The organism is Burkholderia sp. Bp9143, from assembly GCF_003853645.1.
Taxonomy (GTDB): domain Bacteria; phylum Pseudomonadota; class Gammaproteobacteria; order Burkholderiales; family Burkholderiaceae; genus Burkholderia.
Genome location: NZ_QTPO01000005.1, coordinates 19,838 through 34,786, shown reverse-complemented (window position 1 = coordinate 34,786; position 14,949 = coordinate 19,838). Strand labels below are relative to the sequence as shown.

General features: G+C 66.9%; 15 protein-coding genes and 1 pseudogene. 12 read left to right on the top strand and 4 right to left on the bottom strand.

Annotated features, from left to right (window positions below; all coding sequences use genetic code 11):
* From DIE23_RS04905 to DIE23_RS40685, 8 genes and pseudogenes are all read left to right on the top strand, one after another.
* On the top strand, nt 1–807 hold the full coding sequence (locus DIE23_RS04905) for a heparin lyase I family protein (protein WP_124611078.1): 807 nt from the start codon (nt 1–3) through the stop codon (nt 805–807).
* On the top strand, nt 804–2,015 hold the full coding sequence (locus DIE23_RS04900; RefSeq protein WP_124611077.1) for an aspartate-semialdehyde dehydrogenase: 1,212 nt from the start codon (nt 804–806) through the stop codon (nt 2,013–2,015). Before DIE23_RS04905 ends, DIE23_RS04900 begins: the two co-directional genes overlap by 4 nt.
* Nucleotides 2,012–2,779: a WecB/TagA/CpsF family glycosyltransferase gene (locus tag DIE23_RS04895; RefSeq protein ID WP_124611076.1), complete on the top strand. Its 768-nt coding sequence runs from the start codon at nt 2,012–2,014 to the stop codon at nt 2,777–2,779. The genes DIE23_RS04900 and DIE23_RS04895 overlap by 4 nt, the downstream gene beginning before the upstream one ends.
* A gap of 84 nt (nt 2,780–2,863) precedes the next feature.
* Nucleotides 2,864–4,180 carry an Nramp family divalent metal transporter gene (locus DIE23_RS04890; protein WP_124611075.1) on the top strand — a complete coding sequence of 439 codons (1,317 nt, stop codon included), beginning with the start codon at nt 2,864–2,866 and terminating at the stop codon, nt 4,178–4,180.
* Nucleotides 4,181–4,260: 80 nt separating this feature from the next.
* The gene (locus tag DIE23_RS04885; protein WP_124611074.1) at nt 4,261–4,848 is read left to right on the top strand and encodes a phosphatase PAP2 family protein; all 588 of its coding nucleotides are present in this window, start codon (nt 4,261–4,263) and stop codon (nt 4,846–4,848) included.
* A 422-nt stretch (nt 4,849–5,270) separates the two neighbouring features.
* A complete protein-coding gene (locus tag DIE23_RS04875) occupies nt 5,271–6,059 on the top strand; it encodes an SDR family oxidoreductase (protein ID WP_124611072.1) in 789 nt (262 codons plus the stop codon).
* A 37-nt stretch (nt 6,060–6,096) separates the two neighbouring features.
* Complete coding sequence (locus tag DIE23_RS04870; protein ID WP_124611071.1) at nt 6,097–7,113, top strand: NADP-dependent oxidoreductase; 1,017 nt, start codon at nt 6,097–6,099, stop codon at nt 7,111–7,113.
* A gap of 52 nt (nt 7,114–7,165) precedes the next feature.
* Nucleotides 7,166–7,363 (top strand): annotated as a pseudogene (locus tag DIE23_RS40685) (thioesterase); the annotation flags it as partial.
* A gap of 9 nt (nt 7,364–7,372) precedes the next feature.
* Here the strand turns inward: DIE23_RS40685 and DIE23_RS04860 are convergent.
* The 4 genes from DIE23_RS04860 to DIE23_RS04845 form a co-directional block, all read right to left on the bottom strand.
* Nucleotides 7,373–8,425 (bottom strand): AI-2E family transporter, encoded by a 1,053-nt coding sequence (locus DIE23_RS04860; protein WP_124611070.1) that lies wholly within the window; start codon nt 8,423–8,425, stop codon nt 7,373–7,375.
* Between the two features lie 230 nt (nt 8,426–8,655).
* Entirely contained in the window at nt 8,656–9,240 is a 585-nt protein-coding gene (locus tag DIE23_RS04855; protein ID WP_124611069.1) for a YSC84-related protein, read from the bottom strand.
* 63 nt (nt 9,241–9,303) lie between these two features.
* Entirely contained in the window at nt 9,304–9,690 is a 387-nt protein-coding gene (locus DIE23_RS04850; RefSeq protein ID WP_124611068.1) for a YqjD family protein, read from the bottom strand.
* Between the two features lie 336 nt (nt 9,691–10,026).
* Entirely contained in the window at nt 10,027–11,829 is a 1,803-nt protein-coding gene (locus DIE23_RS04845) for an ExeM/NucH family extracellular endonuclease (protein WP_124611067.1), read from the bottom strand.
* A 208-nt stretch (nt 11,830–12,037) separates the two neighbouring features.
* Here DIE23_RS04845 and DIE23_RS04840 point away from each other — a divergent pair, with 208 nt between their 5' ends.
* The 4 genes from DIE23_RS04840 (at nt 12,038) to DIE23_RS04825 (ending at nt 14,657) form a co-directional block, all read left to right on the top strand.
* Nucleotides 12,038–12,391 (top strand): YciI family protein, encoded by a 354-nt coding sequence (locus tag DIE23_RS04840; RefSeq protein WP_124611066.1) that lies wholly within the window; start codon nt 12,038–12,040, stop codon nt 12,389–12,391.
* Nucleotides 12,392–12,514: 123 nt separating this feature from the next.
* The gene (locus DIE23_RS04835; RefSeq protein WP_124611065.1) at nt 12,515–12,937 is read left to right on the top strand and encodes a YciI family protein; all 423 of its coding nucleotides are present in this window, start codon (nt 12,515–12,517) and stop codon (nt 12,935–12,937) included.
* A 38-nt stretch (nt 12,938–12,975) separates the two neighbouring features.
* On the top strand, nt 12,976–13,392 hold the full coding sequence (locus DIE23_RS04830) for a VOC family protein (RefSeq protein ID WP_124495675.1): 417 nt from the start codon (nt 12,976–12,978) through the stop codon (nt 13,390–13,392).
* Nucleotides 13,389–14,657, top strand: a complete 1,269-nt coding sequence (locus DIE23_RS04825) for an RNA polymerase sigma factor (protein WP_124611064.1) — start codon at nt 13,389–13,391, stop codon at nt 14,655–14,657. Before DIE23_RS04830 ends, DIE23_RS04825 begins: the two co-directional genes overlap by 4 nt.
* Nucleotides 14,658–14,949: the final 292 nt, after the last annotated feature.

Below are 14,949 nucleotides of genomic sequence, written 5' to 3'. Positions count from 1 at the left end.
ATGAATGCGAAGCGAGATTTGCGACGTGCACTGGTAGCGGCGTGTATCGGCATGACGGCTGCGGCCGATGCGACGGCGTCTGCGTCCGATTTCACGAAATCGGTGCACGTCGAATCCTATCGGCCAATCTACTCGAACGACTGGCAAGGCGGAATCGGCGATCTCGAAATCCAGGCGGCCCGGCGCTCGGACGTCATGTTGACGGCGGATCCGCTGGATTCCGCACGCCGGTCGATTCGCGTGCAGATTGAGAAGAGCGAGAATTTCACGTATCTGATCAATGGATCGCCGCGCGCGGAATTTTCGTTGCCACGCGACATCGTCTTCTCTCCGGGGCACGATTATCTGATCTGGTGGCGAACTTACCTGCCGCGCGATTTCGCGTTCGATAGTCAGCAGATGGAGATCATCACGCAGATTCACCAGAGCGGCTTGTCGGGCTCGCCGCCGTTCATGCTCACGTTGCTCGGCAACGAGTACACGTTCTCCGTGCGCGGCGGGACCAATACCGCGCATGGATTCGGCGGGCGTCTTTGCTGCGCGTCCGATGACCGCGGGAAATGGGTCGACTGGGCCCTTCAGTACACACCCGACGCAAGTGGCGAGCGCGCGATCACGCGCCTGTGGAAAAACGGCATGAGCGTTTTCGAGGGCAGCGGGAAGCCGAATGCGTATCCCGGCGACGTCAGCGCCTATCTGAAATTCGGGGTATATAAGCCGGGTTGGCAAAAGGAACCGTCGGACATCGATGCCATCACGCTGTACTTCGGCAAGGTCGTGATCGGCGACAGGAAGGCCAAGCGATGACCGCACGGCCTGATCCCGCGCAGGTGTCGGATGCCGTGCTGGCGCATTGCCGTCGACACGCGTATGCCGGCCACGATCCGTTCGACGGTTTGAACAGTCGCTTGTTCAGATACACGGGTTTGTCGAAACTGCCGTTTGCCCGCATCGCATGGTTGCAACTGCACAAGCGCAGCCCGTTCAATTTCAGGCAGATCCTCGGTGTTCCGCGAATGCGCAATCCGAAGGGCGTCGCGCTCGTCGTGCTCGGCCTGCTGGAGCGCGAACAGCGCATCGGTGACGGGGCGAGTCTCGACGAGGCGCGCGCGCTCGGTGAGTGGTTGCTGGAGCAGCGCGTGGACCGCAAGCGCTGGCGCCACAGCGCATGGGGCTATCACTTCGACTGGGCTGCGAGGGCGTTCTTCGTGCCGGTCGGCACACCGAATGCGATCAGCACCTGCTATGTGGCGCGCGCGTTGTACGCGCTGGGCGGCGTTACCGGTGAAGCCCGATTCAGCGATGTAGCGGTCGACGCGGGCCATTTTCTCGACTCGCTGTACCTGCCATATCAAGGATCCGGCTATTTCGCCTACATCCCCGGCGAGCGCGCCTTTGTTCACAACGCAAATCTGTGGAGTGCGGCGTTCGTTGCCGAAACGGCGGTGCGGATCGAAGACACATCGATGTGCGAGCGCGCGATCGCTGCCGCACGGTTGACGGCTTCCATGCAACGGAAAGATGGCGCATGGGCGTACGGATTACGCGATCATCACGATTTCGTCGATGGATTTCATACCGGATACAACCTCGAGGCGTTGCATCGGCTGCAGCACGTAGGTCGAACGAGGGTGTTCGCCGAGTCGATTGATCAGGGGCTCGCTTACTATCGAGACACATTCTTCCTGCCCGACGGAACCGTCAAATACTACGACGACAGGATTTGGCCGCTCGATATGCACTCCGTTGCACAGGCGCTGATTACGTTGTTGACCGTTTCCAAGTCCAAAGCGGATCACGCGCTGGCCGTGCGCGTATTCGAGCGGGCGGTAGAGACGCTCTACATGCCCGAGAAGGGGCGCTTCGTCTACCAGCGCAACGCAGGCTTCACGAACCGGGTCGACTATTTGCGGTGGACCCAGGCATGGGCGTTCTATGCCATCGGGTTGCTCGCGAACCGGGTCCACGCGGCCGACACTGCCAACGCTTGCCTTTCCGAACCGGAAATCATATGAATCGCATCGAACTGTTTGGTTGTCCGATGGACGTCGCGACGATGTCGGAGACCGTCGAACTGATCCGTAATCGCGTTACCCGTCGGCAATTTACCCAGCACGTGGTCGTCAACGTTGCCAAGCTGGTCAATATGCAGGCCGACGAGGAACTGGCAGGGTCGGTGCGAGCCTGCGACATTATCAACATCGACGGGATGGGGGTGGTGTGGGGCGCGCGTACGCTCGGCTACGCGGTCGCCGAGCGCGTCGCCGGCATCGACCTGTTCGACCGGTTATTGCGAATGGCGCAGGACGAGGCGCTGCCTGTCTTCATGCTCGGCGGCACAGATGCCGTTGTAACGGCGGCGGCCAGTGCGGTCGAAAGAAAATACCCGCACTTGAAGATCGCCGGGATTCATCATGGATATTTCTGGGACGACGAGGAAGCCGTGGTATCCATGATTCGCGCGTCCGGTGCACGGTTGCTTTTCGTGGCGATCACGTCACCGCGAAAGGAAAATTTCATCAATCGATGGAAGGCAGAACTGGGCGTCGATTTTGTGATGGGTGTGGGCGGCACGTTCGATGTCGTTGCAGGCAAGGTTCGACGTGCGCCTGGCTGGATGCAGAAGACCGGTCTCGAATGGTTGTTTCGCGTGCTTCAGGAGCCGAGACGCATGTGGCGGCGTTACTGGACGACGAACAGCCGATTCGCATGGATGTTGTTGCGCGCGCGTTTCGCGGCACGGCCGCGCCGTATGCCGGCAGGGCGAACCGGGCAGTGACCTGTTCGGGTGGGGGGCACGGCCCGTTGCCACGGAGCCGCCGCCTTTCCGTACAATCAGGGCATTATCGACGGCGTCCGACCCATGCCCTTGCTCCCCACTACCGCCACCGCCCCCTTCTGCCCGTCGGAAGTAAAGGGCAGCATCACGATCGACGCCGGCGCGTCGCGTTGGATGAAGCTCAAGCGCTTCTTCGGCCCGGGCCTGCTGGTCGCGATCGGCTATATGGATCCCGGTAACTGGGCCACCGACATCCAGGCCGGGTCGCAATTCGGCTATTCGCTGCTGTGGGTCGTCGCGTTCTCGAGCCTCGCCGCGATCTTCCTGCAGATGCTCGCCGCGCGGCTTGGCCTCGTCGCGGGCAAGGATCTCGCGCAGGCCAGCTACGACCGCTATGGCCGCTTCGGCCGCATCGTGCAGTGGGTGACCGCCGAGGTGTCGATCATCGCGTGCGACATCGCCGAAGTGCTCGGCTGCGCGCTCGCGTTCAAGCTGCTGCTCGGCGTGCCGCTCGCGTGGGGGATCGTGCTGACCGCGCTCGACACGGTGATCGTCCTCGGGCTGCAGGGCAAGGGCGTCCGGCAGATCGAGGCGATCGTGCTCGGGTTGATCGCGACGATGGCGTTCTGCTTCGTCGCGCAGGTCGCGATCACGCCGCCCGACTGGCATGCGGTCGCGAAGGGGCTCGTGCCGGGCAATCCAGGCCATGACCGCAAGGACGCGATCGTGCTTGCGCTCGGCATCGTCGGCGCGACGATCATGCCGCACAACCTGTATCTGCATTCGTCGGTCGTGCAGACGCGCCATGTCGTCGGCGGCGCGCGCGGCCTGATCCGCGACACGCTCGCGCTGGTGCGCATCGATACCTGCGTGTCACTGTTCGTCGCGATGCTCGTCAATGCGGCGATCCTGGTCGTTGCCGGCGCGGCGTTCCATGCGACCGGCCAGCACGACGTGACCGACATCGAACAGGCGTACCGGCTGATCACGCCGATCGCGGGCGGCGCGGCCGCGCTGCTGTTCGGCATCGCGCTGCTCGCGTCGGGGCAAAGCTCGACGCTGACCGGCACGATCGCCGGCCAGGTGATCATGGACGGCTTCCTGCATACCAAGATCCCGTGCTACCAGCGCCGGCTGATCACGCGCGGACTCGCGCTGGTGCCCGCGCTGATCGGCGTGCTGTTGCTGGGCGAGAATTCGGTCGGGCAGTTGCTCGTCTGGAGCCAGGTGCTGCTGAGCCTGCAGCTGCCGTTCGCGATGTGGCCGCTGATCCGGTCGGTCAGCGATCGCGGCATGATGGGCGAGCATGCGATCGGCCGCAGGATGCAGGCCGCCGCCTGGGCGCTGTTCGTCGTCATCACCGGCACGAACCTGCTGCTGATCACGGGTGTCGCGGGCTGATACAGCCTGTCACAGGCTGAAACAGGCGCGCGGCGCGCGTGCGTTAAACTGCGCCTTTTGCTAGCCGTTCGATGTCCGTTATGTGGAGTGAAATCAGCAACATCGGCGATGCCGCGCTGACTCTGCCGGTTGCGCTGACCTGCGCGGTCTGGCTCGCGCTGTCCAACCGGCGGCTCGCGGTGCGCTGGATCGCACTGCTCGCGGCCGGCATGAGCCTGGTCGGGGCGACCAAGATCCTCTATGCGGGCTGCGGTGTCGAGATCCCGCAGTTCGATTTCCGCGTGATCAGCGGCCATACGATGCTGTCGACGTCCGTGTGGACCGTCGCGCTGTCGATGCTGTGGCAGGCCTTCCGTCCGGGCAAGGTGCCGGGCATGGCGGCCGGTTTCCTCGTCGGCGCGGTGACGGCCGTCGCGCGCGTGTTCGACCATTCACATACGATTCCCGAAGTCGTCGTGGGCTGGCTGCTCGGCGCGCTGGTCGCGCTGGTGTTCCTGCGTGCCTACGAGCGGGCGCACAAGCGCGCGTTCTCGCCGCGTATCGCGGCCGCCTGCCTGCTCCTCGTGTCCGGCATCGCGTACGGGCATCGCGCACCGTTCCAGCAGATGATCGACACGCATTCCCCGCAGTTCTGCGCGTTCATGCGCACGTCCGGCGACGGGGTCTGACGGCTGTTCGTTCCGGGGCATCGGTGCCCCGGTGTCAGATGCGGTCGTCGCCACGGCCGCCGCCCCCGCGTCTCATTCCATTCGTTCCCCGTCGTTGTCAAAAGCCGATGTCCGGCCTTCATTGGGCCGATATCCGCGGTGATAGGCCGCGCCGCGCAGGTTCGTCCCCGACGCTCGTGGCTACGAAAGTCATGAGCCATGTCTATGACCGGGCATGACGAATATTCATTTCATCGATTGGCGGCAATCGCGTACGCTGGCGTTCGTTCGATCGGGGCCGGCAGCGTTGGCCTGCCGGATTTGTCCGGCGCGGTGCGGCCGGCTCGCTATACTCGCGCAAACCGCACGGCCGTCGGCCGGCGCGCGACAACCGCCGTCGCGGCGCCGGTTCGCCACGACGATTCACGATAGGAGCAGGTCCCATGACAGTCGTTTCCTCGCGCCTCGCAGGCAAGTGCGCGTACATCACGGGCGCTGCCGGCGGCCTCGGCCGCGCGATCGCGCGCCGGATGGTCGAGCAGGGCGCGCGCGTGTTCCTGACCGACATCGCCGACGCGGCGGTGCTCGACGATTTCGCGCACGAGCTCAATGCGGGGCACGCGGCGCCGGTCGCGTTCGCGGCCACGCAGGACGTGCGCGACGAGGCGCGCTGGCAGGCGCTGCTCGCGCAGGCGAACGAAGCGATGGGCGGGTTGTCGGTGCTCGTCAACAATGCGGGCGTCGGCTCGATCGGCGCGCCCGTGCAGATCGAGCTCGACGAGTGGCGGCGCGTGATGGCGATCAACGTCGAGAGCATCGTGCTCGGCTGCAAGCATGCGCTGCCTTACCTCGGCGCGAGCCGCCCGGCGTCGATCATCAACATCTCGTCGGTGGCCGCGTTCAAGGTCGAGCCGGATTTCACCGCATACAACGCGTCGAAGGCCGCGGTTGCGTCGCTGACGAAGTCGGTCGCGATCGACTGCGCGCGCCGCGAGCTCGACGTGCGCTGCAACTCGATTCACCCGGCGTTCATTCGCACGGGGATCGTCGAGCCGCTGTTCCAGTCGCTCGGCGAACGCGATGCGACGCGCAAGCTCGCGCGCGGCATTCCGCTGCGCCGGCTCGGCGAGCCGGACGACGTCGCGCATGCGGCCGTCTATCTGGCATCCGACGAGAGCCGCTTCGTGACGGCCGCCGAACTCGTGATCGACGGCGGCATGTGCGCGGTCTGACGCGCATCGACGACAACAACAACCGGAGGAGAACATCGTGTCGACACCCGTAAACCGCCAGCTGCTGCTGAAGACGCGCCCGGAAGGGCGGGTCGGCCGTGAACACTTTTCGCTCTTCGAAACGCCGGTGCCGGCGCTTGCCGACGGCGAAGTGCTCGTGCGCGTGCTGTATCTGTCGATGGACCCGACCAATCGCGTGTGGATGAGCGACGTGCCGCAGTACCTGCCGCCCGTCGCGATCGGCGAAGTGATGCGCGCGCTCGGCATCGGGCGCGTGGTCGCGTCGCGCCATGCGGGGTTCGCGGAAGGCGATCTCGTGCAGGGGCTGGTCGGCTGGCAGGACTATGCGGTCGTGCCGGCCGAACAGGCCGCGCAGCTCGTGAAGCTGCCCGCGCAGTCGGGCCTGCCGCTGCCGACGCTGCTCGGCGCGTGCGGGATGAGCGGCCTGACCGCGTACTACGGGCTGACCGACATCGCGCCGGTGCAGCCCGGCGAGACGCTCGTCGTGTCGGCGGCGGCCGGGTCGGTCGGCTCGATCGCCGGCCAGATCGGCAAGATCCATGGCGCGCGCGTGGTGGGTATCGCGGGTGGCGCGGACAAGTGCCGCTACCTGACCGAGACGCTCGGCTTCGACGCGGCCGTCGACTACAAGGCCGACGATTTCCGTGAGCAGCTGAAGGCAGCGACGCCGGACGGCGTGCACGTGAATTTCGAGAACGTCGGCGGCGAGGTGATGCGCGCGGTGCTGTCGCGGATGGTGATCGGCGGGCGCGTCGCGCTGTGCGGCGTGATCTCGAACTACAACAGCGGCCGCGCGGCGGACGACGTCGGCGTGCTGATCTCGAAGCGGATCACGATGCGCGGCTTCCTGATCCTCGACTACCGCAAGAGCCGCGAAGCGGTGCAGACGCTCGCCGGATGGCTGCGCGACGGCCGGCTCAAGGCCGAGGAAACCGTCGCCGACGGGCTCGAAAACGCCCCCGACGTGCTGAATCGGCTGTTCGATGGCGACCATCGCGGCAAGCTCGTGCTGCGCGTCGATCCGGACGCATGAACCGCATCGCTCGCGCGCTGAGTCTGAATAGTCCGGTATCAATTTAGGATTTGACGGCCAACCGCTTTCGCGGTCGGCGGGAGCGGAGGTTCGCGCGACATGGCGCGATGCGCGCGACGATCGGATCGTGCCGCTGGAATCGGGGCGCGCGCATCGTGTCGGCCCGTATGGCGGCGTGATGACGGTGGCGGGGCCGGAAATTGAAACGGGCGCCGTGGCGCCCGTCGTGATCAGGATTCGTCATCCGTGACGCGGTGCGTCATTCCCCCTGTTCGGCGCGTGCGTAGATGTCCCAGCTCGCCATGAACAGCGCGGCGACGAGCGGCCCGATCACGAAGCCGTTGATGCCGAACAGCGCCATCCCGCCGAGCGTCGAGATCAGCACGACCCAGTCGGGCATCTTCGTGTCCTTGCCGACGAGGATCGGGCGCAGCAGATTGTCGACGAGGCCGATCACGCCGACGCAGAACGCGACGAGGATCACGCATTTCCAGATCGCGCCGATCGCGAGGAAGTAGAGCGCGGCGGGCACCCACACGAGGCTTGCGCCGATCGCCGGCAGCAGCGACAGGAACGCCATCAGCGCGCCCCACAGCACGACGCCCTCGATCCCGAGGATCCAGAAGATCAGGCCGCCGAGCGCACCCTGCACGAGCGCGACCGCGATGTTGCCCTTCACGGTCGCGCGCACCACCGTCGTGAACTTCGCGAGCAGCAGGTTCTTGTGCTCTTCGTCGAGCGGCATCGCGCGGCGCACGCGGCGGCCGATCTCGCCGCCGTCGCGCAGCAGGAAGAACACCATGTACAGCATCACGCCGAAGCTGACGACGAACTGGAACGTGTTCTGGCCGATGCTGAGCGCCTGGGCCGCCGCGAACTGGCTGATCTGCGCGGCGCCGTCGGTCAGCTTCTTCTGGATGCCGGGGATGTTGGTCAGCCCGTATTTCTGCAGCAGGTTCTGGATCGACGTCGGCAGCGCATGAATGATGTCATGGAAGTACTGCGAATAATTCGGCTGCGCGCTCTTCAGTTCCTGGTACACGTACGCGATTTCCTGCACGAGCGTTGCCGCGACGAACACGAGCGGCAGGATCACGATCAGGATGATCAGCGACATCGTCACGAGCGCGGCCAGATTGCGCCGCTTGCCGAAGCGCGCGGCGAGCCAGCGCTGCACCGGCTGGAACAGGATCGCGAGAATGGTGCCCCAGAAGACGGCGCCGGAGAACGGCGCGAGGATCCAGCACAGTCCGACGGTGACCGCGAACAGCAGGAAATAGAAGAATTTTTGGTGATCGTGTCCGCTATCCATGGATGGTTCGCGCAGATTGATGCCTGGTTTGATTGAATCTCGTTGCCTCGGGCGCGATCGGCTCGCGAACGTCAAGGGTTCGCGGTGAAGCGCGCGGCAGGCGGCCCGATCGGCAGTATGCCCGCAAAGGTGCCGCCATCATAGCCGCAGCGCTCGGCGCATGCGAAAACGCCGCGGCCGGGGCTGCGGCGTTGCCGGGAGTGCGGCCGCGGCGGCGCCGCGCCGAATCGTCAGATGTGGAGTCTGGTGACCTTGGTGCCGTTCACCGACAGGTCGCCCATCAGGCCCGCGTTGGTCAGCACCAGCACCTCGACCGGCGCGGTGGCCGTGTTGGAGTCGACCGCACCGTTCGCGCCGACCTTCACGACCGCGACGGAGGCGTCGGCGCCGGCCGACCAGCCTTCGGACTTGCGGAACGAGTCGAGCACATCCTGCGTCATGAACAGGAACACGATCGCCTTCGATTGCGCGCCGGCCTGCAGGCCGACCGACAGCGACGACGTGTTGTAGTAGCCGACGGTGCTGCCGCCGACGCGCAGGGCGCCATTGCCGGACTGGCCGCCGACGATGAAGCCGGCCTGCAGCACGTTCGGGAACACGAGCACGCCGCGCGACTTCCCGACGAGTTCACGCGAGCCCGGCACCGTCGAATAGAGGCGTGACAGTGTTGCGTTCACGCTCGCATCGATCGACTCGCGCTTGGACGCGCTGGTCGCTGCGTTTTCAGGTTTGTCGGGCGTGGTGGTGCAACCGGCAAGGGCGAGACTGCCGAGCATGACGGCGGCGGCGGCTTTCAGGGCGAGGGACTTCTGCATGGCGTTTCTCCTTCGTTGTCGGGTTGAGGACGGAGGGGCGGCCGGCGGTGCGGGCGGCCCCGTTCAACGGCGGGCAAGCAGCAGGCCGGCGACGAACGCGAGACCCGCGACGACGCCTGCGGTCTGCCAAGGGTTGTCGTGCACGGCTTGCGACACGCGTTCGGCCGAATCGCGCAGCCGGGCGGCCGCGCTGCCCGACGCGTGGTCGAGTGCGCTGCGCGCTTCATCGAGCCGTGACTGCACGCGCTTGCGCAGCGCGGCGATATCGCCGTCGCCGTCGTTCTTCAGCAGGTCTTCCAGTTCATCGACCAGCCCGCGCAGATCGTCGGTCACGTCCGCGTGCAGATCGCGGGCGGCCGAGCGCGCCGTGCGGCCGACGCGCCGGCCGGTGCGTCGGATGTCGGACAGGCCGCGGTCCAGCTTGTGTTCGATCGAGTCGGTGAGTGCCATGATGTTTATCCTCCTTCGATTTGGTTTGAACCCATTTGAAGATAAGGCGAATCCCAGCAACCACTGTGATTCACATCAGCCAATTGAGTTTCGAGACAAATTTTCAATGCGTCGGCAAGTTTCCCGGGAAGCCCCGCGCGATGGGGCCCGGCGGCGGTTGAAAAAATTTCGTGCTGCGGGGCGAAGCGACGCGGCGAGCCATTGCGCGACGTCAAAGTCCGGTAAATATGGCGTCGCCCGGTGTGTCAGGTAAATAGTGCCGTTGCACGCGTCGTGCTGATGCAATTGCACTAATCGCCATTCGTTTCGATGAGCAGGGTTTGTGCCCGCGGCGGTTCAGGTGGCGCTTTCGTCCAGCGCGAGATCGATGACGACGGGATCGTGATCCGACGAGCGATAGGCATCGGGTGCGTAATAGGCGGCCCGTTGCGCCGGGGTTTTGTAATCGGGCACGGATTGCAGCGCGACCGGTTCGTCGGCGTTGATGTGCCAGGCATGCACGGCCTTCACGCGCGCGGCGAGCGGCGACGTGGCGAGTGCGTGGTCGAGGTTGCCCGCTTCGCCGCGGAACACATAGCTGTACCCGGCCTTGCCGGCGAAGCGGGCGACGAGGTTCGTGTAGCCGCGCGATTCGAGCGCGCGCAGCGGGTCTTCCTGCGCGTAGCTGTTCAGGTCGCCGATCAGCAGCACGCCGTCGGCCGGGGCGCCGGTCGGCACCGTGGCGAGCCACGTGGCGATGCGTTCGGCCGCGCGCGTGCGCGTCGCGTTCCAGCAGCCCTGGCCGTCCGACTGGTCGAGATCGGGGCCGGTCGCCCGTGGGCAGTTCTTCGACTTCAGGTGATTGACCGCGACCGTGAACGCATGGGTGCCGCCGATGCGACGGAACGTCTGCGCGAGCGGCGGGCGATTCCGGCCGTCGAGTGCGACGGTCGCGGCGCGACCGACGGGTTCGATCGTCCGGCTGTCATACAGCAGTGCAACCGCGATCGCATCGCGTCCGAGTCGTGCCGTGCCGGGATCGACCGCGCGCCAGCCGCTGCCGAGCCGGGCCGCGAGACGCTGTACGGCGCTTGCGGGGCCGTGGCCGTTGTTCGCGATTTCCATCAGGCCGATCACGTCGGCGCGCAGCGCATGCAGCGCGGTGACGATCTTCGCTTCCTGCCGGGCGAAGGCGGCGGGCGTCTTCGCGCCGCGATTGGCCGGATCGTCGAAGCCGCCGCCCGCGCCATCGCCGTTGAAGTAGTTGAATACATTGAACGACGCGACCCGCACGTCGGCCTGCGGATGCCGCGCCGGCGCCTCGGTCCGCGGATTCGACGCGGCGTCGAAGACCGGCGCCGCGGACGGTACGGGCTGCAGTCGCCACGTGCCGTAGCGCTTCTCGAGCACGCCTTCGATGCCGCGCACCGTGTAGCCCGCGCGCAGCGTGTTGGCGGCGTTCAGCGCGGGCGGCGGGTAGCGTGCGGTCGCGGGGTTCACGCGGTTCGAACCGTCGTCGAGCACGATGCGGTTGCGGGCATTGGCCGCCGCCTGCGCGGCGGCGCGGGCCGGCGGGGCCACGTGAGTCGGCATGTACAGACGGCCGTGGCTGAGCACGATGCTGCCGTAGCGGCCGAGCTCGTAGGTATCGCTGACCGTCAGCGTTTGCGGAAAGCGCACCCGCATGCCTTCATGCGCGGCGAATACGGCCTCGCTGTCGACCGGCAGCACGAGCGCTGCCGGCGTGACGGTCTGCCCGCGCGCGCAGACGGCCACGTGGCCCGACAGCGCGAGCTGCGTCCGGCCGTACTTCTGCTCGATCCTGCCGGTGATGTGCACGCGCTCGCCCGGACGGGCGTGCGCATTCGGCGCGTAGACGAACAGGCCTTCCGGGACGCCCGGCCGGTGGCGCCGCTGCGCGTCCGCCTGCTGGACGAAGAATCCGCCGAAGCCGTCGGTGCCGCCGAATGCCGCGGTGACGATCGCTTCGATCGACGCGGTGCGCCCGGCCAGCGGCGACCGGCCGCCGGGACGCCGGATGTCGGCGATCGCCGTGGTGGGGCCGCCGCAGTCCGCGCCGGCCGGCAGCGCGGTGGTGGCGGGCGCAGCGCAAAGGGCGGGTGCGGCGGAGAGCACGAGCAGCGGCAGCAGGCGTGACATGGAGCGATCCACAGGAAGAAAATTCGAAGGTTCGGGCAAGCATCTTGACGGCAAAATCGCGTGCCGCGATCGAATTGGCCATCAGGCCAGTGCCGAATGGCCAACGATGACGGCAGGGCCGGCCGGGGCTGCTACGCTTCGCATCTGACGTGTTCATCCCGGCCTGCGATCCGAACGCTCGCGCGCACGGCCTCCACAGGAGATTTCCATGTCCTACATGCTGTTGATTGTCGAACCGACCGGCCAGCGCGCCGAACGCACGCTCGAAGACGGGCAGGCGCTGTACGCGCGGATGGTCGATTTCGCCGAGACGCTGAAGGCGCGTGGCGTGCTGCGCGGCGTCGAGTCGCTGGAGCGCACGGAACGCGCGACGCGCGTGCAGGTGCGCGACGGCGAGACGCGCCTCGTCGACGGCCCGTTCGCCGAGGTGAAGGAAATGGTCGGCGGGTTCTTCATCGTCGATGTCGGCACGCGCGACGAAGCGATCGAGATCGCGCGCCAGTGCCCGGCCGCGCAATGGTGCACGGTCGAAGTGCGCGCGGTCGGCCCATGCTTCCTGTGATGGTCGAGCCTCGGTGTTTACCCTGATTCGTCGCGCGGCACGTCGATTCGGCAGCCTGCCGCCCGTCGTCCGGATAAGGCGCCGATGAACGGACGCCCCTTTCCACCGATGAAGGAGTGAGCGATGCGATTCATGATCATGATCCGGGCGAACGCCATCAGTGAATCCGATGCATTGCCGGACGACCGGCTGGTCGAGGCGATGACGGTCTATCACGAGGAACTGGCCAGGGCCGGCGTGCTGCTCGATGCGAACGGCCTGCGGCCGAGCGCGCGCGGCTGGCGTGTGCGGTACATCGGCGGCAAGGGCACGGTGGTCGACGGCCCGTTCGCGGAGACGAAGGAGCTGATTGCCGGCTACACGCTGATCCAGGTGCGCTCGCGCGACGAGGCGCTCGAATGGACGCGCCGGTTTCCGGCGCCGTTCGGCGCGGAGATGGACTGCGAGATCGAGGTGCGGCCGTTGTTCGAGCTCGACGACCTCACGCCGAGCGACGCGGTCGAGCGGTTCCGCGAACTCCACGTCGGCCGCAACAACGCCGCTTGAATGCCCACCTGAATCCAATCCCACCGGGAGCACCCGTCATGCACAAGATGGTTTTCATCAACCTGCCCGTAGCCGACCTGCCGCGTGCGAAGACGTTCTACCAGGCGCTCGGCTTCGAGGTCGTGCCGGCCTATACCAACGATCAGGCCGCCTGCCTGAAGATCAGCGACACGATCTTCGCGATGCTGCTCGTGCGGCCGTTCTTCCAGACCTTCACCGACAAGACGATCGTCGATCCGGCGACGCACGTGCAGGTGTTGTCGTGCCTGTCGTGCGAAAGCCCCGCCGAAGTCGACGAAGTCGTCGCGAAGGCGCGTGCGGCCGGCGGCACCACGCCGCGTCCGCCGATGGAATACCCGGGCATGTACGGCCACAGCTTCGCCGATCCGGACGGCCACGCATGGGAGCTGATGTACGTGGCGCAGGACGCGTCCGCGCAGGGGCACGCGTCGTGACGCGTGAGGCGACTCACCGTGCGATCGAAGCGGTCTGGCGAATCGAGGCGCCGAAGATCATCGCGCGCGCCGCGCGCGTGGTACGCGATGTCGGCGTGGCCGAGGAACTCGCGCAGGACACGCTCGTCGCGGCGCTCGAGCACTGGCCGGTCGACGGCGTGCCCGACAACCCGGCCGCGTGGCTGATGACGGCCGTGAAGCGACGCGCGCTCGATCGGGTCCGGCAGGAGTCGCTGCATGCGGCGAAGCGCGACCAGCTCGGGCATGAAATGGACGCGCTCGAAGCGCACGTCGTCCCCGACATCGCGGACGCGCTCGCCGATGCGCGCGACGACGACATCGGCGACGACCTGCTGCGGCTGATCTTCACGTCCTGCCATCCGGTGCTGTCGACCGATGCGCGTGTCGCGCTGACGTTGCGGCTGCTCGGCGGGCTGACCACGAGCGAGATCGCGCGTGCGTTCCTGTCGCCCGAGCCGACGATCGCGCAGCGCATCGTACGCGCGAAGCGCACCCTCGCGGCGGCGCGCGTGCCGTTCGAGGTGCCGCCCGCCGACGCACGGCCCGCGCGGCTCGCGTCGGTGCTCGAGGTGATCTACCTGGTGTTCAACGAAGGCCATGCGGCGACCGCGGGCGACGACTGGACGCGCCCGGCGCTGTGCGACGAGGCGCTGCGTCTCGGCCGCGTGCTGGCCGGGCTCGTGCCGGACGAAAGCGAGGTGCTCGGGCTCGTCGCGCTGATGGAACTGCAGGCGTCGCGCATGCATGCGCGGACCGATGCGCAGGGGCGGCCCGTGCTGCTGCTCGACCAGGACCGCGGCCGCTGGGATCCGCTGTTGATCCGGCGCGGCCTCGCGGCGCTCGAGCGGGCGACGAAGCTCGGCGGCGTGCGTGGCCCGTATGCGCTGCAGGCCGCGCTGGCGGCGTGCCATGCACGCGCGCGGCACGCGTCGGATACGGACTGGGCGCAGATCGTCGCGCTGTACGACGCGCTCGCCGAAGTCGCGCCGTCGCCGGTCGTCGAACTGAACCGCGCGGTGGCGGTGGGGATGGCGTTCGGGCCTGCCGCGGCGCTGGAAATCGTCGACGTGCTGCGCGACGATCCGGCGCTCGCGCGCTATCACTGGTTGCCGAGCGTGCGCGGCGACCTGCTCGCAAAGCTCGGCCGCGCCGACGAGGCGAAGGTCGAGTTCCGCCGGGCGGCGGAATTGACCCGCAACGAACGCGAAAGGGAATTGCTGCTGAAGCGCGCGACGGACGCATGACGCATGACGAGCGACGCCGGTGTGAATGCATCACCGGGCGTCGCATCGAGCGCCGAGCGCCGCACATCGAACATCGAGCGCAACGCGGCCCCGGCCTCGGCCCGTCTCCCCCCGTCAACCGTCCCTCATTCCCGCCTTCCGCTATCACGCGGATTGAAAAAGCCTATTGGGGGATGCGAACGCCAGCGCCTAGATTAAAAGGCACGAAGCGTGCGCGTCCGGCGTACGCATCGTTCCCCACATACATCGTCGGTCCGGCTTCGCACGCGACCGCGCCGACTCGAACGGAGGC